We start from the raw sequence: 21,570 nt of genomic DNA, 5'->3' as shown, positions 1-21,570 counted from the left end.
CCGTAGTTATGAATATCTCATAACATTTCAGCTAGCAGTTCTTTTATTTTAAAGGTTTAATAGCAACTGTACCACGCATAACTGTAATTAATTGTTCTTTGTCATTCTTAATTTTTATATCCCATACATGTGTCGACTTACCTCGATGAATAATTTCAGCTGTCGCAGTAACACGACCATCTTTAGCAGAATGAATATGGTTAGCATTCATCTCTAAACCTAATGGAATAAATTTGGTTGTATCAATTAAATTAGCAGATCCTAATGAACATGCTGTTTCACCTAAAGCAATCGAAGCCCCACCATGTAAATATCCAAATGGTTGTTTTACTTTATCAGTAACAGGCATAGAAATAACAACTAAACCATCTTCCTGGTGATCTATTGACATCTCAAATGTCTCTAATAAATGAGTCATATTTTCACCTCTTTATGCTTATAGTACCATAGCAGCAATAGTACCGAAAATCATTAAAGGAATATTATAAAACAAGAAGTTTGGTACACATGTATCACGTATATGATCATGTTGGCCATCAACATTTAATCCCGCAGTTGGTCCTAATGTTGAATCACTTGCAGGCGAACCTGAGTCACCTAATGCACTCGCTGTTCCAATCAATGCGATTAATGCCATTGTATCTAGTCCAATTGACGCTCCAAAAGGAATGAATAATGATGCGATAATAGGAATTGTTGCAAATGATGATCCAATACCTAAAGTGACAATTAAACCTATCACATACATCATGATAATGCTAAATAATTTATTATCACCAGTAATACTTGTTAAAGTTTTAACTAATTCATCTATATCACCAGTAGCATTCATTACACCAGCAAATCCATTTGCTGTTAAAATAACTACACCAATATAAGCCATAATTTTAATACCTTCAACAAACTTAGCATCTAATTCATACCAATTATATGCACGTGAAATAAAGAATACGAGTACCCCTGCCAGTGCACCAAAAATCATTGAATCTGTAAATGTTTGTACTAAAAATGTAGCTAGTATTGCTACAATTGTTACTATTAAGATATATGGTTTTAACTCTGTAACATTGTCACTATCTGAAATTTTACGTGTTTCATATTCACGTGGTTTACGATATACATATAAACCGATAAGTAAGCCAACAATATACCCCATTGAAGGAATAAGCATTGCTTTCCAAATCATATTAAACTCAATTGGGTGATTTGCCTTTGCAAAGCCACTTTGAATAATTTGCTGGAAAATTTGACCGAATCCATATGGTAATAACACATACGGGAAACATAAACCAAAACCGATAATCAAACCGATTAAACGTCTATCTATTTTTAAGTCATTAAACAGACTTAACAATGGTGGGATGACAATTGGAATGAATGCAATATGTACAGGAATTAAGTTTTGACTCATGATACTCATAGCTAATAATGCAATGATTATTGTCACTTTGACTTTAACTCTTGACCATCGACTATTTTCAGCGTGAATTGCATTTATAATTTTTCCTACTAAATAGTCTGTGATACCACTGTATGAAATTAATGCTGCAAATCCACCTAATAAAGCATAGCTTAATGCTACCTCAGCACCATCGACTATATTTTTCCCAAATACATTTATAACTTTTTCAATGCTCATGCCTGAAATTAAGCCACCAACTAGCGCACTGATAAATAAGCTTATAACTACGTTTAATCGACATAAACATAGCACAATCATTAAAATTACTGCTATTACTACTGCATTTATCATATGACAACCATCCTTTATCACTCTATCGAACTAAAGCGTTTATAGACTACATAGTATCAGTAGCTTTAACACCTGTCAATAGCAAACTATACCAATAATCTTTATTTTTTAGTTAATTGTCTTTCTTAAAATAATTTTAGCTTTCATTAAATTAAACAATTTTACAAGCTTGGAACACCAATCAAAATCCTAAGTTCTAAAATGCAATATTAGTAGTCGTTGACTGAATGAACATATGCTTATAATATTTTTTTGCAATGCTAGTCAAGTTGATTTATGCTCACAAGGATATGCGATTTATATTTTCTTACAACAATGAAAATGCCTGATACAATGCGATCCTTTATACTTTCAAGAGTTAAATTAGAAATGTATATCAAGACACAAGTTGTATCAGGCAAATAATTAAATTATTGTTGTTTTAACCATTGTACTATCGTCGGAATCATAAATCCTGTTGGCCCTTTTGGACCATTATATGAAGCTTTATTAGTCGTTGCTGGACCTGCAATATCGAAATGAATGTGAGGTGTTTGACCACTAAAATGTGTTACAAAACTTGCCGCAAATAGCGCTTTACCTTGTCCATTCGTATGGTTAACTAAATCAGCGATATCACTGTGTTTAATACTTGCACGTTCGGTTGCAGTAATCGGTAATTCAAATACCATTTCATCGACTTCAGAACTTATTTGTAATATATCGTTTAATATCACTTTACTATTCGATTCAAATGCAGCAGCTTTATCATCGCCTAGTGCAACAATTGCTGCACCCGTTAATGTAGCAAAGTCCATAATCACACTAGGCTGATATTGATTTGCATAAAACACAGCATCTGCAAGGACTAATCTACCTTCAGCGTCTGTATTCATTACTTCTACAGTTTCACCACTTAATGCTGTAAATACATCATCTGGCTTCATTGATGCTTCATTTATCATATTTTCAGCACACGCAAGCACTCCGACAATATTTACAGGCAGTTGTAAACGACTAGCCGCTTCAATGATACCAACGACATTCGCAGCGCCACACATGTCAAACTTCATTGTAGCCATGCCATTCTTCGTTTTAATACTATAACCACCAGAATCATACGTTATACCTTTACCAACTAAGGCAATTGGTGCTTCATCTTTGTCTTTGCCATTATATGTGATGGTTACTAATCTCGGTTTATGCTTACTACCTTTACCTACTGCTTGTAAAAGTCCGAATCCTTCAGAAACTAAAGTGTCATAATCTTTAACATCTACTTTGACCTTTGTATTTTTAAAATGATTAACAATATCTTCTGCAAATGTTTGTGGTGTTAATACATTCGGTGGCATATTACTAAAGTCTCTTGCCAAATTAATGGATTGGCCAATACTGATACCCTCATGAATAAAATCTAATTCAATTAATGATTCACTAATAAGGTTTAAATTCGTCTTAAACGGTGCCTTCTTACTTGATTTATAATGATCGAATTCATATGTTGCACGCTCACTTTGAATACCGCATGCCATTAATACATCTGATAACTGATCATATTTTGAAATAAATGAATCCATAAGTAAATACGTATCTTCAATGTGTTCTGACTTTATGTATTGGAAAAGATGTCCCCATATTTTCAACATATCTTGATAACTACGTGTCTTTAAGTTTCCTAAACCAACTGTAATTAAACGATATGTTTGATCTTGTACATCAAATGCAGTTGTATAAATCTTCCCAACTTTACTACCAATAATATGTTGATGTTTTAGTCTTTCAAGTGATTCTGTAATATCGATATGATTAAAACTAATGCGCTCTAACTGATTTAAATGTTCTGGTATACCAATAATCAATGTATTTATTTCGTTGCTTAGTGTGTTATTTAATTTAAAATTCATAATGTACCTCCTTAGATTTGATATGTTACTCACTTCAAATTGTACAACAATAAAGCCCTTCAGTGACACTGAAGGACTTTATAAATGAATAATTTAATTTTATGTGTTTAGCTGAAACTTTATTTAAAGCCTAGAATTTACCTTTTTTGAATGCTAAACCGATACCACCGATTTTGAATACCGCACGTGTATCAATCACTTTTTTCATGAATGCTGCTTTTTTACCAGCGATAGGTTTACCAAATACCATACCTACACCGTCATGTGAACCTAAAGAACAAACAGTTCCACGATCAACGTATTCGAATTCTTCAGTTGATTCACCGTTTAAGATGCGTTTAATGTTTTTAGCAACACTTTCACCTTGTTGCATTGCAATTTGTGCTGTAGTTGGTAATGGACGTTCTTCTCCAGCTGGGATAAACGCTGAACAGTCACCAATAACAAAAATGTTGTCGTAACCATTGATTGTTAAATCTTGCTTTGTAACGATACGTCCACGTTTAACGCCTTCAAATGATTCTTCCATTAATTTACTACCACGTACACCAGCTGCCCATACTGAAGTACCTGCATTTAATTGTTGTTTTTCACCATCTACTTCAACTACAAAACCTTTTTCGTTACAAGCAACGATTGGTGTAGCAATTTTAAATTCAACACCGCGGTCTTCTAAGTAGCTAACTGCGTGGTTAACTAATTCTTCTGAGAACATTGGTAACATTTTAGGTGCTGCTTCAACACAAGTGATTTTAACTTTATTTTGATCCACACCATATTTGCTACATAATTCAGGAATTCTGTCTGTTAATTCACCTAAGAATTCAACACCAGTGAATCCAGCACCACCAACTAAGATAGATAAATCGTTATCATCTTTTTCTTTTGATGCTGCATAGTTAGCAAATTTGTCTTCGATATGACGTGATAATTCACGTGCTGTGATAACATTTTCAATTTGGAAAGCATGATCTTTCATACCTTCGATGCCGAATGTTTCACTAACGAAACCTAATGCTACTACTAAAATATCAAAGTCATAAATACCTTGATTTGTTTCTACCTTTTTAGCATCACGGTCAATTTTTGTTACTTCTGCTTGAACAAAGTTCACTTTGTCTTTCTTCAAGACACTTTCCACAGGATATAATACATCTTCATAGTTTAGTGTACCTGCTGATGCTTCATGTAACCATGTTGCTTCATAGTGATATTCATTTTTATTAATAAGCGTAATTTCTGCTTCTTCTGTTGATATCGCTTTTTGCAATTTAGTTACAGTTTGTAAACCTGCATAACCAGCACCAAGTACAAGTACTTTTTTACGATCTTGAGCCATTTAATTTCACCTAAGCTTTCATATTTTTTTAACCAAATGCTGATAATTACTAGTAACAACTGGTCATTACTACTTTTACCACAATGTATACTAGTTTATCATCATTTTGTTATTTAAGTCTTTTAAATTATGTAAAAACCTGTGATGTTCACAAAAAAGACATTTTTAATCCAATACTAATTCTATAGCTTTTATGTTATATTTTCAAGCAAGATTCAGTCAGATTGTGAAAAAATTAATTAATTTTTTCGTAGCCTGATTTCGATTAAAAATGTATCCGCTATCACGATCATTTAAAATACTATTTATAGTCAGATTCTTAATTTTCAATAAGCTTTTTAATAAAACAAAATATCTTTACGCAAAAATAGGACATAATCAAATATGTCCTTAATCGTTATTGATATCAATTTGTATCCCAAAAATTGGGTTAACCATTAAAAAGTTATTTTATTAGCAATTTTCAGGATTACCTGCAACTTTTGCAGTTCTAAATGAACTACCACAGCCACATGAAGCAATTGCATTAGGATTGTCGATTTGGAAACCGCCACCCATTAATGATTGCTTAAAATCAATAGTCGTACCATTTAATACGGGTGCATCTTTTTTGTCTACTAATACTTTTAATCCAAAGTATTCTAAGACTTCATCATTTTCACCAGGCGCTTCTTCTGCACCCATACCGTATGTTAAACCAGTGCACCCGCCACCATTCACTTTAATTTTTAAATAGCCATCTGGCATTTCATTTGCTTTAAGCATATCTTTTACTTCGTAAGCAGCTGCTTCTGTTAATATAACTGTTGGCATGATAACTCCTCCTTAAAAAATCCAAGTTTCTTTTATATGTGCATATATATTTTGTAATAATTCTTCCGGCGAATCACCTTCAACAATATCACCATTTACTAAAGCATACAACCCGGCTGAACATATACCACAATGTGTCAGGCAACCATACTCTAACACATCGACATCTGGGTCATTTTCCAGTTGATTAAAAACATAATCTCCACCTTTTGCCATGTTAGAGAGACAAAATTCTACGATCGGATTCATACTTCACCTTCTTATTTCATTTGTTACAATATTATAGCATTTTAAAACTGGTATTTTAACATGATGTGCTCAATTAGCAACAACTGATGTTTCTTATCCCAGTTATGTAATAGTGCCTTAGTTAGTACAAATATTTATTTGTAGTCATTTTCAAAAAAATATATAATAAGCATATAAATACATATTTACTTTTTTAGGGGTTATTGATGAATCAAAGACACTTGCATTTTATAACTGTTCATTAACAAATATATCTATGCACTTTGATCTTTTCAAAATTAAAGTAAATATTAACATATAAAAGGGGTACTTCATTATGAAAAACTTAGTTTTGTTAGGCGGCGGATATGGTAATATGCGTATCATGTCACGCATTTTAACTACTTCTTTACCACAAGATTATACAGTCACATTAGTTGATCGTATGCCATTTCATGGATTGAAACCAGAATTTTATGCTTTAGCTGCGGGCACGAAATCAGATAAAGATGTTCGTATGAAATTCCCTAATCATCCACAAGTGAATACAGTTTATGGTGAAATTAACGACATAGATTTAGATGCTCAAATTGTCTCAGTCGGTAATTCTAAAATTGATTATGATGAGCTAATCATTGGTTTAGGATGTGAAGATAAATATCATAACGTTCCAGGAGCCGAAGAATATACACATAGTATTCAAACACTCTCAAAGGCTCGGGATACTTTCCATAGTATTAGTGAACTACCAGAAGGTGCTAAAGTCGGTATCGTTGGTGCTGGATTAAGCGGCATAGAACTTGCCAGCGAATTAAGAGAAAGTAGATCAGACTTGGAAATATATCTTTATGACCGTGGGCCGCGAATTTTAAGAAATTTTCCAGAAAAATTAAGTAAGTATGTTGCGAAATGGTTCGCCAAAAATAATGTTACCGTTGTTCCAAATTCAAATATTAATAAAGTTGAACCTGGTAAAATATATAACTGTGATGAACCTAAAGATATTGATTTAGTTGTATGGACAGCAGGAATTCAACCTGTTGAAGTTGTTCGTAACTTGCCGATTGATATAAATAGTAATGGACGCGTGATAGTTAACCAGTATCATCAAGTACCAACATATCGTAACGTCTATGTAGTTGGTGATTGTGCTGATTTACCACATGCGCCAAGTGCTCAGTTAGCCGAAGTTCAAGGTGATCAAATTGCCGATGTGCTTAAAAAGCAATGGCTAAATGAACCATTACCTGACAAAATGCCGGAACTAAAGGTACAAGGTATCGTTGGGTCATTAGGAGATAAGCAAGGTTTTGCATATATCATGGACCGCACTGTAACAGGACGACTCGCTTCTATTTTAAAATCCGGCGTACTTTGGTTATATAAATATCATAATGGTTAAAATTAAAAAGCAATGTCAGTTCACACTATTACTGACATTGCTTTTAGTTATGTGTATATTATTCATTCACAAGCTTTTGGTCTATAAATCGAGTGATTTGCTTTGTTTGTATATAACCATCTGCTACATATTCATCGTTCATTGTAATTAATGGATAAAATAGTTCATCTTGTTCTATTCTTTCAATAAATTGTAAATCATGATCTGTTAAGTTGTCATTATCTTTTGTAATATCTATATACGTATATTTAAATGATATATTTGGGTATTTTCTTTTTAATAGCGGCTGTAGCCAGTCATAAATATCTTTCGATGTTGGCGCATTAACGCAACTTGCACATATAACATCTGCCCCATAAACTACCACACTCACGTGCTCCATATATTTATCCCCCATTGGTTTGATAGATTTTTATTACACTATCTATTATAATATACTAATAAAGATTATCAAATTCATCTCTCGAAAGGAGACTTGCCTGATGCCTACTGAAGATACAACGATGTTTGATCAAGTAGCAGAAGTTATTGAACGTCTTCGTCCATTTTTATTACGTGATGGTGGCGACTGCTCATTGATTGACGTGGAAGACGGTATTGTTAAATTACAATTACATGGTGCATGTGGTACATGCCCAAGTTCTACAATCACTCTTAAAGCTGGTATTGAGCGTGCATTACACGAAGAAGTGCCTGGTGTAATAGAAGTAGAACAAGTATTCTAATATAAAGATATTAAGTTAACAGAACATATTATGAATAACAACAAAGACAGGAATACTGAATTATTTATAATCAGTTATTACCTGTCTTTTTTCGCTGTCAAATTGGACTGATGGGAAAGTTATTTTATACTATTTATCTGATTAATTATTTTATTATTGCCACATATCCAAGCACATATTACTATTCTATTCTATGAAATTTAAAATATAAAAATAGCACATACGCTCAATCAAAATCGTTGAGTTATGTGCTATTTGTATTTTAATTTTTAGGTTTATCTACTTCAGGTTGTGGTTCACCTTTCATATGTTTCGCAATTTGCTCATCCATATAAACCCAACCTTTCCAACCGATGTGTACGGCATCACTGATAACATATTTTTCATAATCTTTATCAGTCATATCGTAAATTTTACCACCATTATCTACAACAGTAGAATGGATTTTTTTATAAACTGCTTGACGACGTTCTTTATCGATACCAATGTGGTCATACCATACACCGTTTGATGGAATACTTACATATTGAACATCTGCACCAGCAGCACGCATTGTTTTTACAAGTAATTCTAAATCTTGGAATTCTGGAGAATTAACATTGAATTCGTAGTCACGTCTAACTTTACGCTTACTTTCTTGAATTAATTTCCAGTATTGATCTCTAATACCAAATTTATTCGATGTAGTATCAGCTTTACCAATTTCAACTGCTTTTTGTTTCATCTCATCCCAAGAAGCGTCTGGTTTTGTAGCAGGTTTAACATGTTCTAATGGAGATTTATCCATTGCAAACAATGATTTAATCGCTTCTATTTTAATCAATTGATTCTCTTTAAAACCAGAAATATAACTATCTTTAGTTTCTTTAGGGTTTTTAGCATAAGATTTCAAGTATTCTTTATTGTGTACATGTGGAAACTGTAATAAACGTTGTGCATAACGACGTTTTAATTCAGTAGACATGTTTTTCTGCTGGAACATTTGATTAATTTGAGTTTGAGACATACGAGCATCAAAGTTTTGATTCGTTAAACCATGGTTTGTAAACCATTGTGGTGAAATAATAAATGTTAATTTCTTACCTTTTAATTTATCATACTGTGATGCAAGTTCAACTGCGTTAATTAAGTCTGTAGAACCACCAGCACCTAATAAGAATGCTTTTTTGTTGGCGTTATGCTTATTTAATGCAATTGCAGGATTAAATGGGTCATCTTTACCTAATTCACTAGAGCCGTATATAGGATAATACTTGTTTGATTCGTATAACTTATCTTGAATGAGTGTGCCTTTTAGTACTTGATCTGTCAATGAAGTTCTATTATCTTCTACAGTCTTTTCATTTACTAATCCTGTAAACCAACTAGCAGGTAATAATAGAAAGACAATGAATACCGCTCCACTAATTAAAATGGGTAAAAAAGGTTTTAATTTCATCGTAACTCTTCTAATGCTTCAACGATTTTATTTGGTGTTGCCCACTCATCTCTATCAAAGTCCATAATAGATACTTCGATATCAAGTTTATTTTGAATCTCTAATAATAATCCAACTGTTTGGAAAGAATCAATAATACCTTCTTCAAAAATTTCTACGTCTGGATTTTCTTTTACAATATCATTTTCTGCTACTTCTGCTAATAAATTTAATACTTGTTCTCTAAATTCCATAATTAAATTCTCCTTTATTATATAAGTTTACCTGAGAAGATTAAAAAGCCAAATGTTACAAAGTGGAATGTAATCACAATGCTAAGTGCTGTTGTGAAACCATTTTGCCAACGTGGCGGATGTTTCTTACGCCAACGTTCATAATAGCCATAACCTATAAACAATGCTGCATGGTATAAACCATAAACAATGTAATACACTTCGATACCATGCCAAATTCCCATTATGAAGAAGTTGATTAAGAATGCCACGTTAGACATTGCAAATTGACTCTTCAATAATTTTTTACGAGACATGTAGAATAAAGATCTCATGTAAATACAATCTCTGAACCAGAATGATAATGTCATATGCCATCTATTCCAGAAATCTTTAATATTTTTCGCTTTGAAAGGTTTATCGAAGTTTGGTGGTGTTTTAATACCGAATAAATAACTAAATGCTATCGCAAATAAACTATAACCTGCAAAGTCAAAGAATAAATATAAGCTGTATGCGTACATATATAACCACAAATTGACAAAGCCATGTAAGTCTAATTGTAACGGCATGATTGCATATGTGTTAATAAAGTAAGCAACAATATATTTATACAAGAAACCAAGCATAATCATGTGAATTGCTTTTAATACTAATTCACGATATTCATTGCCTGTTGGTACTTTTTTATCGTCTTTAACGAAACGTTTGTAACGATCGATTGGTCCAGATGAAATCGTTGGGAAGAATGAAATAAATTGAATTAATTTCCATACTTTAATTTCTTTGATAGAACCATCACGAATTTCCATAATTAACTGCACACTTTTGAATGTAACATAAGAAATTCCTAAGAAACCAACAAATTCAATTAATTTACTTTCATGGAAGTGAATCTGATGTCCACCTAACCATGTACTTTGTAACACTTTCACAAGTGCTAATGGCAATATTGATAAAACCATTACAGTTACAAATTTTGAAAATGAATTATTTTTTGGTTTTGAATGATAATAAAACATTATCAATAAAACTTGCCATACGACGTAAATAATAAAACTAATTAATTGAACACTTAAATACTTTTGGTCAAACAGATTATGTTTATCAGAAGAAAAGATTAACACAATCATAAATGCTGTAACTACGCCATTATAAATGTAACTTCGCTTACCTAAAAATCCAAGTATAATGACTGGTAATAATGCAATTAAAGCAATTAAGAAGAATGTAAAATCACCATATGGAATCATCCGTTAATTACCTCTGCAATTTTCTTTCTGTCAATTTTACCATTTGAAGTCAATGGCAATTGTTCCATCCATTCAAACTTTCTAGGAATCATATACTCTGGTAAGCGTGATTTCAAGTCATTTTTAATATTTTTAGTCATTTCTGCATTGTCCGTAACTTCAGTCGTTGGCACAATTGCACCAATTAAATGAATAACTTTATCATTTTTATATACAGGTACAACAATCGCTTCTTTTACGAACTCAGACTGGCGTAATTGTGTTTCAATTTCTTCTAATTCCATTCTGTAGCCATTCAATTTGATTTGGAAATCAATACGACCTTGAATGAACCATTGACCATTTTCAAACTTCGCTTTATCACCAGTGTGATATGTACGAATACCGTCATCGAAATTAAATACTTCAGCTGTTTTTTGGTCATTTTTTAAGTATCCTAAACTTACACTTTGACCTTCGATAACAAGTTCACCTTCATCTGTAGTAGATAATCTTGCGCCTGGTCTTTCAACGCCAACAGGTAATGTCGGATATTGATCTAAGATTTCTTGTGTAATTTGAATACTTGTAACTGCTACCGTAGCTTCAGTTGGACCATATGTGTTGTAAATCGTCGCACTTGGGAAACGGTTTACTAACGCTTTTGCTGCTCTGTGAGGTAGAATTTCACCACAGAAGAAGAATTCGTTAAGACTACCATATTGTTCTTCATTAAGCGTTGGTAATAATAAACACATTTCCATAAATGATGGTGTTGATACCCAAATGTTAATCGGTGTTGCTGTTAGCATTTCATTTAATAATTTAGGTTTATTAATCATGTTTTTATCTACAAGATTTAATGTACCGCCTGATGCTAAACATGGATAAATAGCCATTACAGATAAATCAAATGAAAATGGCGCTTGGTTAAGCCATTGTTGTTCATTTCCTGATTTATTAAGTTCTAACATCCACTCAGTAAATTGAACTAAACTTGCATATTCAATTTGAACACCTTTAGGTTCCCCAGTAGAACCAGATGTAAAGATTGTGTATACTGTGTCGTTATCTTTAATCTGACTATCAAAAATTACTGGGTCTTGAGATGTTTTAATATCTTCTATTGTAAATACTTCGCCTTCTAAACTTTCAAATGATTCATCAGTCGTATTAAATACAAACTCTGGTTGAACCTTGTTAATAATCATTTTAATACGGTCTTCAGGAATTGAAGTGTCTACAGGTACATATCCACATCCTGCTTTAATGGCACCAATCATCCCAACAATCATATATGGTGACATGTGACCGAATAAAATCATCGGTTTCTTACTACCTTGTAATCGATGTGCTAATTTACTAGACTCATCCATTAACTGTTGATAAGTTAATTCATCAGTTGTGTGTCTAACAGCAATGCTTTGTGGATTTGCATCCGCAAACGCTTGCAGCTTGTTAATAATATCTGTCATATTAAGTCTCCCTCATTAGAACTCATTATAAATGAAGTTATTGTGTGTGTCGCCACTGCCATAAATTAAATATAAAGTAATAAATATTGCCAAATACAATAGTGTTAATAAATATGGTTTGAATGCTTCAACATATTTATTAGGTGGCTGTTTACTTTTAGATTTCATATTGCACCTCTTAAAGTTCTTAGTAAAAACGCCTTTATAAAGACCGTTCAATATAAAATACGTTTTAAAATTTGTTTTTTACAATTCATTATATCGATATTCATAATGAAATTCAATTTTAATTTTATAGATTCAACATAGTAATTGGTTGTCATCACTCAATTATTGTAAATGATACACTTTGTTGAGAACATCATTCATTTTAAAGGTTATTTAAACAATAAACAATTACAGTCTATATAACAATTTTGTTATATACGTCAAAATCAAATAAACTCATCACATTAATATGACGAGTTTATAATGTTATTGAATTATCATCAGCGCAAATATATACATTCGCAAGTCAAGCATAACATATTTAACAATTGCTTTGCTTGTTTTACCAATGATTAAAAACCATACTTATTTTCAATTTACTGGAGTATGTGGTACCTGATTTGTCATAACCGCTTCTATATTATTAATACATAATTGAATCATATTGTCCCGTGTTGTTACTGATGCGCTACCAATGTGTGGTGTAATCAGAACATTATCACGTCCCATTAATGGATGTGTATGATCAATCGGTTCATTTGCTAATACATCTAAACCACATGCTAAAATTTCTTTATTGTCTAGTGCATCGATTAATGCTGTTTCATCTACAATTTGTCCTCTACCGATATTAATAAAAATTGCATCATTTTTCATTTGTTCAAATGCTTCAGCATTAAATTTATGATGTGTTTCTTTTGTAAGTGGCGCTGTACAGATGATAAAATCACTTTCTGCTAACAACGTTTCAAAAGAAACATATGTTGCATTAAAGTCCGCCTCTGCATCTTTATGTCTTGATCGATTATGATAAAGAATATTAGTATTAAACCCTTGCAACCTTCTTGCAAAAGCTTTACCAATATCTCCCATACCATATATTCCAATAGTTGAATTGAAGACATCTTTACCTGACAATAAATAAGGACCCCAGCTTTGCCATGCATCTGCTTCTACATATTTTTCAGCTTCTACAATACGGCGTGCTATAGCAAGCATTAATGTAAATCCTAATTCTGCAGTTGTTTCAGTAAGTACATTTGGTGTATTCGTGACAACCACGTTATTCGCTGTTGCACTTTCAACATCGATGTTGTCATATCCTACAGCCATATTCGCAATTACTTTTAAATTTGGTGATTGCGCTAAAATTTCTGCATCGATCTGTTCACTTAATGTAATAAAACAAGCATCTGCGTCACGAAGTGCTGTCACAAATTGATCTTTAGGCATAGGCACTAATGATTTTTGCCACATAACAACGTCACCAAGTTTACTTAATTGTTGATAAAATTTATCTGGAATTTTCCTCGAAACAACTATTTTTACCAAATCAATTCACCTACTTTATAAAATGACTATATCTATTTTTCTAATTCAGCTATTGCTTCATTTAAATCTTTAAAAGAATACGTTGGTGGCACATTTTTATTTTGCACATCTTCTAACGTAGATACACCTGTTTGTACATGAATCGTATCCATACCTACGTTAATACCAGACATAATATCGGTATCGTACAAATCGCCTACCATAGCAACTTCGGATTTATCTAATCCTAAAATTTCTAATGCTTTAACCATAATAATCGGTTCTGGTTTACCAATAAATTGTGGCGATACACCTGTCGATACACTTACAACACTTGTAATAGCACCATTACCAGGTAATAAACCACGCTCTTTAGGAATTGATACATCAGGATTTGTAGAAATAAATGTTGCACCATTTCTTACACCTAACGTTGCAATCGCAAGCTTTTCATATGTAACTTGTTCGTCAAGTCCAATAACTACATAATCAACATGCTCGTCATTTTTAATGACAAGTCCCGCTTCGGTTAACGCAGTATTTAAACCACTCCCACCTAACATATATACTGATGCTCCTGGTGATTGTTCTGAAATATAATCAGCAGTGGCTAACGCTGACGTTACAACCTCTTCTGGTTTAGCATCAATGTGCATTTCACGTAATTTTTCAGTTACTTGCTCAGGTGTTTTTGTTGAATTATTAGTTACGTATAAATGAGGAATGCCTTTTACATTTAAATAATCGATGAATTGTTTTGCTCCATCAATCTCATCTGTTCCCATATACATTGTGCCATCTAAATCGATTAAATACGCTTTATACTGTTTCATTATTGATTTTCTCCTTTACCAAAAGCTGTTACTGGTACATTTTCTTGATGTAAAAATATCGTTACTTCTGTAATAAATTGTTTGTAATAAGGTAATGCGTCATCAAACATTGGCATGATAATCTTAATATCTAAGGCTGTGTAATCATATGTAAATTGTTTACGAATACCGACAGTTTTATTAATCGCCTGCTGTGTTTCTTTAGTAATAACATTTTCTAGTTCTAATATATCAATCACATCTTTATAATTACCAGGATCCCTTAAAATAAATGCATCGATAATCATATTCCCTATATCTACCGATGATTCTATCAACATTTGAGCAATGCGTTCAAATGCATAATGATTGTGCTTGCTCTCATGATAATCATCAGTTAATGCTTGTAAATAGGCTAATTTCTGAGTTAGTTTATCTTTGTCTACAAAATACATTCCTTGTCACCTCTCACTTATATATTATCATAATTTTGCAGTATACTTCATTTGTCGTTATACTAACTTTACTACTTTTAAAAGGAGTCGCTACAAAATGATTGATATGTATTTATATGATGACAACGAAGAGAGTCAAGTTCAGTTTGTTGGTTTTGTTGGCGAGCATAGTCGATATGATTTGATGTTAGTCCATACAAATAGACATTATGGTAAGACACTCGTACTTAATATGCAAACAAATAAATTCGGTATTATCGGTACTGATGATTTAAAAGAAGAAGGCTATATCGCTCATATTTTAGGTGTAAATGCTGAAGAAGGCGATGAAATTACTGAGTATTTAAATGAAGTCATTCATTAAAGATAAAAACCCCTAACTAGATTACAGGTCCATGCTTGAATTGCATGATTCCCATTTTCAATCTAGCTAAGGGTTTTATTAATGTTCAGTATCTTGAATGGTTGGCTTAATCTTCACATCTTGAAGTTTATTGTCGTCATCTATCACATCAGACGGATGAACTTCTTCGATTAACTTTTTAACCTCTTGTTTAGACAAATGTCTTAATACAAAGTAAGGACAACCAAAGTTACAATATTCAAATATGTAATCTTGAATATTTGAAAAACGTTTACTCATCTCTGCTTTTTTATTAGAATCTTTGTAAAAACCTTTTAATCGTAATTGATCGTAACCATAGTCACCAACTATGTAATCATATTTATCTAAAATATCTGAATACCTAGCAATAAATTGTTCTTCATTAAAACATTCGCGATAATTTTCTATTAATTCAAAGTAATGTTGATCTACTTTTATCAAATTCTTCACCTATCTATGACAATGAAAGGCTCAGTTTATACTTTTAGTGTTTCATAAAAATAATGATTACTTCTATGACACGTTCGTTTTGTACAAACTAAGCCTTTATGCCTTATTAATGGTTAAATATTAACTATTTAACTGTGCCTCACCTTGGCGTTGCTTTTCTTTAGCAGCTTCATTTACTTGCTCATCCGCATGATAAGAACTACGTACTAAAGGTCCAGCTTGGCAATGTTTAAACCCTTTATCCATTGCCACTTTTCTTAATTTACCAAACTCTAAAGGCGTGTAATATTTTTGAACCTTTAAATGTTTACGTGAAGGTTGTAAATATTGACCAATCGTTAAAATATCTACATCATTCGCACGTAAATCATCCATCGTTTCATAAATTTCTTCTATAGTTTCACCTAATCCAACCATAATACTTGATTTAGTTGGGATATCCGGTTGTAATTCTTTTGAACGACGTAAAAACTCTAATGTTCTGTCGTAAGTCGCACGCGCACGAACTCTCGGTGTTAAGCGACGAACAGTTTCAATATTATGGTTTAAAATGTCAGGTCTTGACGCCATTAATGTTTCTAACGCATCATAGTCCCCGCCCATATCTGATGGTAAAATTTCAATCGTTGTAAATGGATTTCTTTCTCTAACTTTACGTACTGTCTCAGCATAAACATTTGAACCAGCATCTCTTAAATCATCACGCGCAACAGCAGTGATAACAACGTGTTTCAAATTCATTAATTCAACTGATTCAGCTACACGTTCAGGCTCATTTAAATCAAGTTCATTAGGTAAACCTGTCTTAACCGCACAAAAACGACAAGCTCTTGTACATACGGCACCTAAAATCATAAATGTCGCTGTACGACGTGCACCCCAACATTCATGTATATTAGGACATTTAGCTTCTTCACATACAGTATTAAGATTTTTTTCCCTCATCATCTTCTTAAGTCCTGTATAGTTTTCGTTGGTATTTAATTTTATTTTCAACCAATCCGGTTTACGTAATATTTCCTCGTTTTTTGTCGCCATAACAACACATACCCTCCTGTTAAGTGTATCTTTAAACATTATATCGAAATTCATGACAAATGAAAATCCAATAATCTTACTTTTTAATATTCCAATAATTTTTCTTTAAATATATCTCTTAAAAACTCTGGCATTAAATACTCTTTTGGTAATTCTTTCAATGTTGGGAAATAACGACCGAACGTATACATATCTATCGTACCTAGTACATATTCTTTGTCGTCTTCGATTTCTTCTCCATTCAGATAGTAACGCCCTGTAGAATGAATGTACCCTAAATTATAAAGAATATATCCTCCAAATATATTCCCTCTGAAACCCAAACCTTGTGCATGTTCATACATATATTCTTGTTTATTACTTTTAGCTATAATCTCTTTTAATTTCACACCAAAAAGTCTAACCCTTACCATATTAATCGGATGCGGTAACATTTGATGAATGTCATATTCTGTCACTTCATCTTTTACAATATCTTTAACGAGTAAGCCAGCATTGATGATGGCACATTGTGCATGTGTATACTCACAAACACTTTGAGCTAATAAGTATGCAGCTTCAGTTATGTGATTCATACTACGCTTAAGCACTACTGGATGTTGAATTACTGAATTGGACATTAACGTTTTTCCTTCTTCTTCAAATGAAGTTTCAACTTCAGGTAATGTTTCTAAAGGAATAATCTTTGCAGTTTTATGTACTACTTTATGTGCCTCAAAAGTTAAATTAACCTCTCCAAGATAATTACCATACTTTCCAGCTGCCGCCATCAGTACACCATTATTGATTTCACCATGTTCAAAATAATGATGCGTATGACTACCAAAAATGACATCAATTTCAGGCAATTCTTGGCATAATGTTTCATCGAAGAAAATGCCACAATGACTTAGCACGATTAATACATCAAATTTACCTCGTTGAAGTTCAATTTCTTCTTTTATAGATTCAAGTGGATCGGTAACAATCCAATTTAGTGCACGATAAAATGGGGTAAAAGGTGCTGTCGCTGCAACGAATAGTATTTTCACACCGTCTATGTCCTTAATATAAGAAGAAACGATATTATTTGGTAAATGACCTGATTCATCTATAACATTGCTACATGTCACTATAAATTTTGCTTCGTCGTAAAGGTGATTTAAAGCTTCGTATGAAATGGTCATCCCTTCATTATTACCGATTGTTGCAACATCACATTTTGCTTCATTTAGTAATGCCACATTCTTTTTACCTAAAGTTGCTTCAGTTATAGGTGCGGATAAATCTACATGATCACCTAGATCAACATATAAAGAAGGATGATTAAGTCGTGGCCGATGTTCTGCCATATATGCTTTAATGCGTTCGTATTCATGTAAATGACTATGAATATCGTTCGTATGATAAATTGTAAGCCTCAAATTGACGTCCTCCTTTTAAAGTTGTATTAAATCAACGCACGAATAATTAAATATATACCCATTAACAACATTACTGTTCTCAATAATGTTACTACCGTATCTGACTTAATTGATTGATTCACTTTGACACCGATTTTCGCACCAAAATAACTAGAAATAATTAAAATGATTGCATAACCCCAAGCTACGTGACCTTGAGCAATGTGCCCTATAGAACTCATGACACTTGAAAAGAAAATCATCATCATACTTGTTCCAACAGCTACATGAGGTGGAAATCTAAATACAATAAGCATTAGTGGCGTCATTAGTGCGCCACCTCCAATACCAAATAAACCTGTCAATATACCAATTAAAAACGTTGAAATAAAAGCAAACAATGGTGGAACACTATAATGATATGTTTTACCTTTAGCGTCTACATAAGTCTTTTCATACTTGGGTTTATCGAAAATTTTAAACGGTTTAATCTTATTTCTTACCATTAATAAAATGGCTACGAAAATTAAAAAGATACCAAAATATAAATTAAATGACTCAAATGTTAAATATCTACTAATGAAGGACCCAAGCAATGAACCTGGTAATAGTCCAAATAAAAAGATGGAACCATTTTTAATATCAACTTGTTTTGTTTTTAAATATCCAAGTGATGAAGAAAGTCCTGTCACAATTAGAATGACTGAAGACGTCCCTATCGCTACTTGTGTTGTAATATTATGTAGTAATCCATGTTCAACACCGAGGTAAACCATTGTTGGAACGATAATAATACCGCCTCCAATGCCTACGATAGACCCTATAATCGCTGACAAACCTCCGATTAAAACTAATAATGTAATTGTTAATAACATAGTCGTCGCCTCTTAAAATAATTTTAATTGTTGTGGTGCTAACCCTTCATATTCTATATTCAATAATCGCTGATATGTTTTGGCATTATTTGCTGCATGACCACCAGAATTATTGTTAAATATGACGTAAACTTTCTTAGCTTTTTGTGCTAATATTTGTGCCTTTTGTGCCAAGTCTATTAATTCTTGCTCATTATAATCATATAAATAGCGTACATCGCGCCATTCTTGATCTGACATATCTTTCTTAGTCCAACCGTAATGATTACGTCCATGATAACGTACAAACGCAATTTCATTTGTGATTCGATTGACTAAAGGTACACTGCCATCTTTCACTTGTGGTTCATCAACTACTGCATGAATGATTTGATGTTCTGTTAAAAATGCCAATGTTTGTTCTTTAAATGCATCACTAAACCATGATTGATGCCTAAATTCTACACACATTGGAAATGCTTGTAATTGCTGTCTTACATACAAAATATATTTGATATTTTGTGCATTGCAGTCAAACCATGGCGGAAATTGAACCAATACCATTGCTAATTTTTTCTGTGTATGTAAGGGCTCTAACATATTCTTAAATTGATCAAATAGTTCTTGCCTTGTATCTGCAAATGTTTTGTAGTCTGCATGCAATGTGAGTGCTTGATGAATTTTGACCACAAATTCAAATGTATCAGGCGTTTCTTTTATCCATTTCAATATATTTCTTTCCGGTTGTATCGCATAGTATGTCGCATCTAATTCGACAACCGGAAAATGTCCAGCATATGTTTTAAGTTTATCGGTTTGGCGTTCTAAATCTTCATATAATGAATAGTGATCACCCCAACCTGTTAATCCGATGTTTATCATATATATCACCAATGTCATCATACCATATAACTTTTATCATAATCATTTCAGCGAACTTTAGTTTGATGTTTTTGCTTGATTAAAATCTTTCGGCGATCTTCAGCTTGATGTTTTCGTTTGATTAAATTGGTAAAATAGAAACGCAATCCACAAAAATGGCAAGCACTAAAATAATGTTTGGGGGTGCTTGTGCTTTTGTGGATTGCGGTCGATTATTTATATTGCATGATTTGATTAATTTGATTGATTATATTGGACATGATGGTGTTGGCGGGATGCGTTGTTGCTAGTCGCGGGCTTTGTCCACTCCACATATGTATTAACTCTTTGTCGCCGATGTTTGCTGCGGCTTTTCTTATGCTACTTGTTAGCTCATTTTGTATTGGATAATCTGGGATATCGCCTTCGTATTGGGACATTTCTTCGATAAACCTATTGTTGATACCGCGTGCAAGCTTTCCACTAAACGCTTTTGTAATGACTGTATCTGTTTCTTTACTATTTATAATTGCATCTCGCAGTAGTTCTGATGCATTACTGTCTTGTGATGTTAAAAATGCGGTGCCCATTTGTACCCCTTCTGCACCTAAGACAATACTTGCCAAAACTCCTCTACCATCCATAATTCCACCAGCGGCAATGACCGGAATTGAAACGACATCTACAATTTGTGGCACTAAAGATATTGTTCCAACCATAGGTAATTGATTTTTAGGTTTTAAAAATGAACCACGATGTCCACCTGCTTCACTACCTTGAGCAACGATAGCATCCATACCCGCTTTTTCATTCGCAATAGCTTCATCAACACTTGTTGCTGTACCTATAAGTTTGACATTCGCTGCTTTCAACCTGCTTATAATCTGTTCGCTTGGAATTCCAAAAGTAAAACAACATACAGGCACTTGCTTTTTAATTATCGTATCAATATGACACTTAAATTGTTGTTCTTCGGTAATTTTTACAACCGGCTCTTCTAAATGTAATGCGCGTCGATAAGGTTTTAACCATGCATTCATATTTTCAATTTGACTACTGGTATATGATTGTTGACTTGGTACAAAGACATTTACGCCAAAAGAATTTGACGTTAATTGGCGTACATAATCTATTTCATCTTCCAATTGCTGCGTATTAAAGTAACCTGCGCCTATTGTGCCTAACCCACCACTGTTACTTACTGATGCAACTAATTTCGGTGTCGTACTTCCTGCCATACCTGCTTGTATAATTGGATATTCAATACTTAACATTTGAGTAAGTCGATTCTTATTCCACATAGCTGTTCGCT

26 protein-coding genes are annotated in these 21,570 nt (G+C 32.9%); 3 read left to right on the top strand and 23 right to left on the bottom strand.

The window, feature by feature from the left end; genetic code table 11:
• Window positions 1–43: 43 nt before the first annotated feature.
• The 6 genes from JG553_RS01785 to JG553_RS01760 form a co-directional block, all read right to left on the bottom strand.
• The gene (locus tag JG553_RS01785) at window positions 44–418 is read right to left on the bottom strand and encodes a PaaI family thioesterase (protein WP_000149295.1); all 375 of its coding nucleotides are present in this window, start codon (window positions 416–418) and stop codon (window positions 44–46) included.
• 18 nt (window positions 419–436) lie between these two features.
• Window positions 437–1,753, bottom strand: coding sequence for a Na+/H+ antiporter family protein (locus JG553_RS01780; RefSeq protein WP_000606324.1), 1,317 nt, complete (start codon window positions 1,751–1,753; stop codon window positions 437–439).
• A 410-nt stretch (window positions 1,754–2,163) separates the two neighbouring features.
• Window positions 2,164–3,639: a M17 family metallopeptidase gene (locus JG553_RS01775; RefSeq protein ID WP_001009697.1), complete on the bottom strand. Its 1,476-nt coding sequence runs from the start codon at window positions 3,637–3,639 to the stop codon at window positions 2,164–2,166.
• Window positions 3,640–3,769: 130 nt separating this feature from the next.
• Entirely contained in the window at window positions 3,770–4,978 is a 1,209-nt protein-coding gene (locus JG553_RS01770) for an NAD(P)/FAD-dependent oxidoreductase (RefSeq protein WP_000046076.1), read from the bottom strand.
• A gap of 453 nt (window positions 4,979–5,431) precedes the next feature.
• Window positions 5,432–5,791 (bottom strand): HesB/IscA family protein, encoded by a 360-nt coding sequence (locus JG553_RS01765; protein ID WP_001143497.1) that lies wholly within the window; start codon window positions 5,789–5,791, stop codon window positions 5,432–5,434.
• Between the two features lie 12 nt (window positions 5,792–5,803).
• Window positions 5,804–6,040 (bottom strand): YuzB family protein, encoded by a 237-nt coding sequence (locus tag JG553_RS01760; protein WP_001068337.1) that lies wholly within the window; start codon window positions 6,038–6,040, stop codon window positions 5,804–5,806.
• A 316-nt stretch (window positions 6,041–6,356) separates the two neighbouring features.
• On the opposite strand from JG553_RS01760, the gene JG553_RS01755 reads away from it, so the two are divergent.
• Window positions 6,357–7,421, top strand: coding sequence for an NAD(P)/FAD-dependent oxidoreductase (locus tag JG553_RS01755; protein ID WP_000794020.1), 1,065 nt, complete (start codon window positions 6,357–6,359; stop codon window positions 7,419–7,421).
• A gap of 58 nt (window positions 7,422–7,479) precedes the next feature.
• Here JG553_RS01755 and JG553_RS01750 read toward each other — a convergent pair whose 3' ends face one another.
• Window positions 7,480–7,803: a YuzD family protein gene (locus JG553_RS01750; protein WP_000401414.1), complete on the bottom strand. Its 324-nt coding sequence runs from the start codon at window positions 7,801–7,803 to the stop codon at window positions 7,480–7,482.
• Window positions 7,804–7,903: 100 nt separating this feature from the next.
• Here JG553_RS01750 and JG553_RS01745 point away from each other — a divergent pair, with 100 nt between their 5' ends.
• Entirely contained in the window at window positions 7,904–8,146 is a 243-nt protein-coding gene (locus JG553_RS01745; RefSeq protein WP_001141883.1) for a NifU family protein, read from the top strand.
• Between the two features lie 262 nt (window positions 8,147–8,408).
• Here the strand turns inward: JG553_RS01745 and dltD are convergent, their stop codons facing one another.
• The 9 genes from dltD to JG553_RS01700 all read right to left on the bottom strand — a co-directional run bounded on the left by dltD (window position 8,409) and on the right by JG553_RS01700 (window position 15,288).
• Complete coding sequence (gene dltD / locus JG553_RS01740) at window positions 8,409–9,584, bottom strand: D-alanyl-lipoteichoic acid biosynthesis protein DltD (protein ID WP_000769416.1); 1,176 nt, start codon at window positions 9,582–9,584, stop codon at window positions 8,409–8,411.
• Window positions 9,581–9,817, bottom strand: coding sequence for a D-alanine--poly(phosphoribitol) ligase subunit 2 (gene dltC / locus JG553_RS01735; RefSeq protein ID WP_000395692.1), 237 nt, complete (start codon window positions 9,815–9,817; stop codon window positions 9,581–9,583). The genes dltD and dltC overlap by 4 nt, the downstream gene beginning before the upstream one ends.
• A gap of 17 nt (window positions 9,818–9,834) precedes the next feature.
• On the bottom strand, window positions 9,835–11,049 hold the full coding sequence (gene dltB / locus JG553_RS01730; protein ID WP_000613541.1) for a PG:teichoic acid D-alanyltransferase DltB: 1,215 nt from the start codon (window positions 11,047–11,049) through the stop codon (window positions 9,835–9,837).
• The gene (gene dltA / locus JG553_RS01725) at window positions 11,046–12,503 is read right to left on the bottom strand and encodes a D-alanine--poly(phosphoribitol) ligase subunit DltA (protein WP_000129653.1); all 1,458 of its coding nucleotides are present in this window, start codon (window positions 12,501–12,503) and stop codon (window positions 11,046–11,048) included. The genes dltB and dltA overlap by 4 nt, the downstream gene beginning before the upstream one ends.
• Before the next feature lie 15 nt (window positions 12,504–12,518).
• Window positions 12,519–12,671, bottom strand: a complete 153-nt coding sequence (locus tag JG553_RS01720) for a teichoic acid D-Ala incorporation-associated protein DltX (protein ID WP_000837752.1) — start codon at window positions 12,669–12,671, stop codon at window positions 12,519–12,521.
• 47 nt (window positions 12,672–12,718) lie between these two features.
• Window positions 12,719–12,829 (bottom strand): hypothetical protein, encoded by a 111-nt coding sequence (locus JG553_RS01715; RefSeq protein ID WP_001790652.1) that lies wholly within the window; start codon window positions 12,827–12,829, stop codon window positions 12,719–12,721.
• A gap of 253 nt (window positions 12,830–13,082) precedes the next feature.
• Entirely contained in the window at window positions 13,083–14,042 is a 960-nt protein-coding gene (locus JG553_RS01710) for a 2-hydroxyacid dehydrogenase (RefSeq protein WP_000239131.1), read from the bottom strand.
• A 32-nt stretch (window positions 14,043–14,074) separates the two neighbouring features.
• A complete protein-coding gene (locus JG553_RS01705; RefSeq protein ID WP_000816184.1) occupies window positions 14,075–14,854 on the bottom strand; it encodes a TIGR01457 family HAD-type hydrolase in 780 nt (259 codons plus the stop codon).
• On the bottom strand, window positions 14,854–15,288 hold the full coding sequence (locus JG553_RS01700; protein WP_000273980.1) for a DUF86 domain-containing protein: 435 nt from the start codon (window positions 15,286–15,288) through the stop codon (window positions 14,854–14,856). Before JG553_RS01700 ends, JG553_RS01705 begins: the two co-directional genes overlap by 1 nt.
• Before the next feature lie 97 nt (window positions 15,289–15,385).
• Here JG553_RS01700 and JG553_RS01695 point away from each other — a divergent pair, with 97 nt between their 5' ends.
• Window positions 15,386–15,652, top strand: a complete 267-nt coding sequence (locus tag JG553_RS01695) for a DUF3055 domain-containing protein (protein ID WP_000566649.1) — start codon at window positions 15,386–15,388, stop codon at window positions 15,650–15,652.
• A 78-nt stretch (window positions 15,653–15,730) separates the two neighbouring features.
• Here the strand turns inward: JG553_RS01695 and JG553_RS01690 are convergent, their stop codons facing one another.
• The 7 genes from JG553_RS01690 to JG553_RS01660 form a co-directional block, all read right to left on the bottom strand.
• Complete coding sequence (locus tag JG553_RS01690; protein ID WP_000598444.1) at window positions 15,731–16,114, bottom strand: YutD family protein; 384 nt, start codon at window positions 16,112–16,114, stop codon at window positions 15,731–15,733.
• A gap of 129 nt (window positions 16,115–16,243) precedes the next feature.
• The gene (lipA, locus tag JG553_RS01685; protein WP_000201875.1) at window positions 16,244–17,161 is read right to left on the bottom strand and encodes a lipoyl synthase; all 918 of its coding nucleotides are present in this window, start codon (window positions 17,159–17,161) and stop codon (window positions 16,244–16,246) included.
• Window positions 17,162–17,244: 83 nt separating this feature from the next.
• Window positions 17,245–18,564 carry a bifunctional metallophosphatase/5'-nucleotidase gene (locus JG553_RS01680; protein WP_001241224.1) on the bottom strand — a complete coding sequence of 440 codons (1,320 nt, stop codon included), beginning with the start codon at window positions 18,562–18,564 and terminating at the stop codon, window positions 17,245–17,247.
• Between the two features lie 26 nt (window positions 18,565–18,590).
• The gene (locus JG553_RS01675; protein ID WP_000927630.1) at window positions 18,591–19,418 is read right to left on the bottom strand and encodes a sulfite exporter TauE/SafE family protein; all 828 of its coding nucleotides are present in this window, start codon (window positions 19,416–19,418) and stop codon (window positions 18,591–18,593) included.
• Between the two features lie 12 nt (window positions 19,419–19,430).
• Window positions 19,431–20,279, bottom strand: coding sequence for a DUF72 domain-containing protein (locus tag JG553_RS01670; protein WP_000608129.1), 849 nt, complete (start codon window positions 20,277–20,279; stop codon window positions 19,431–19,433).
• A gap of 47 nt (window positions 20,280–20,326) precedes the next feature.
• The gene (locus tag JG553_RS01665; RefSeq protein ID WP_001791752.1) at window positions 20,327–20,425 is read right to left on the bottom strand and encodes a hypothetical protein; all 99 of its coding nucleotides are present in this window, start codon (window positions 20,423–20,425) and stop codon (window positions 20,327–20,329) included.
• A 66-nt stretch (window positions 20,426–20,491) separates the two neighbouring features.
• Entirely contained in the window at window positions 20,492–21,559 is a 1,068-nt protein-coding gene (locus JG553_RS01660; RefSeq protein WP_000267247.1) for an NAD(P)H-dependent flavin oxidoreductase, read from the bottom strand.
• Window positions 21,560–21,570: the final 11 nt, after the last annotated feature.

The organism is Staphylococcus sp. T93, assembly GCF_016743875.1.
In the GTDB taxonomy this organism is placed as follows: Bacteria; Bacillota; Bacilli; order Staphylococcales; family Staphylococcaceae; genus Staphylococcus; species Staphylococcus aureus.
This window is presented reverse-complemented; position numbering and strand designations above follow the sequence as displayed.

Bases quoted from the DNA above. Each gene is read 5' to 3' on its own strand.
- JG553_RS01765 (WP_001143497.1), bottom strand. From the start codon at position 5,791: ATGCCAACAGTTATATTAACAGAAGCAGCTGCTTACGAAGTAAAAGAT.
- JG553_RS01785 (WP_000149295.1), bottom strand. From the start codon at position 418: ATGACTCATTTATTAGAGACATTTGAGATGTCAATAGATCACCAGGAA.
- lipA (WP_000201875.1), bottom strand. From the start codon at position 17,161: ATGGCGACAAAAAACGAGGAAATATTACGTAAACCGGATTGGTTGAAA.
- JG553_RS01770 (WP_000046076.1), bottom strand. From the start codon at position 4,978: ATGGCTCAAGATCGTAAAAAAGTACTTGTACTTGGTGCTGGTTATGCA.
- JG553_RS01675 (WP_000927630.1), bottom strand. From the start codon at position 19,418: ATGTTATTAACAATTACATTATTAGTTTTAATCGGAGGTTTGTCAGCG.
- JG553_RS01780 (WP_000606324.1), bottom strand. From the start codon at position 1,753: ATGATAAATGCAGTAGTAATAGCAGTAATTTTAATGATTGTGCTATGT.
- JG553_RS01720 (WP_000837752.1), bottom strand. From the start codon at position 12,671: ATGAAATCTAAAAGTAAACAGCCACCTAATAAATATGTTGAAGCATTC.
- JG553_RS01745 (WP_001141883.1), top strand. From the start codon at position 7,904: ATGCCTACTGAAGATACAACGATGTTTGATCAAGTAGCAGAAGTTATT.
- dltC (WP_000395692.1), bottom strand. From the start codon at position 9,817: ATGGAATTTAGAGAACAAGTATTAAATTTATTAGCAGAAGTAGCAGAA.
- JG553_RS01760 (WP_001068337.1), bottom strand. From the start codon at position 6,040: ATGAATCCGATCGTAGAATTTTGTCTCTCTAACATGGCAAAAGGTGGA.
- JG553_RS01670 (WP_000608129.1), bottom strand. From the start codon at position 20,279: ATGATAAACATCGGATTAACAGGTTGGGGTGATCACTATTCATTATAT.
- dltA (WP_000129653.1), bottom strand. From the start codon at position 12,503: ATGACAGATATTATTAACAAGCTGCAAGCGTTTGCGGATGCAAATCCA.
- JG553_RS01700 (WP_000273980.1), bottom strand. From the start codon at position 15,288: ATGTATTTTGTAGACAAAGATAAACTAACTCAGAAATTAGCCTATTTA.
- JG553_RS01695 (WP_000566649.1), top strand. From the start codon at position 15,386: ATGATTGATATGTATTTATATGATGACAACGAAGAGAGTCAAGTTCAG.
- JG553_RS01775 (WP_001009697.1), bottom strand. From the start codon at position 3,639: ATGAATTTTAAATTAAATAACACACTAAGCAACGAAATAAATACATTG.
- dltD (WP_000769416.1), bottom strand. From the start codon at position 9,584: ATGAAATTAAAACCTTTTTTACCCATTTTAATTAGTGGAGCGGTATTC.
- JG553_RS01750 (WP_000401414.1), bottom strand. From the start codon at position 7,803: ATGGAGCACGTGAGTGTGGTAGTTTATGGGGCAGATGTTATATGTGCA.
- JG553_RS01660 (WP_000267247.1), bottom strand. From the start codon at position 21,559: ATGTGGAATAAGAATCGACTTACTCAAATGTTAAGTATTGAATATCCA.
- JG553_RS01705 (WP_000816184.1), bottom strand. From the start codon at position 14,854: ATGAAACAGTATAAAGCGTATTTAATCGATTTAGATGGCACAATGTAT.
- dltB (WP_000613541.1), bottom strand. From the start codon at position 11,049: ATGATTCCATATGGTGATTTTACATTCTTCTTAATTGCTTTAATTGCA.
- JG553_RS01755 (WP_000794020.1), top strand. From the start codon at position 6,357: ATGAAAAACTTAGTTTTGTTAGGCGGCGGATATGGTAATATGCGTATC.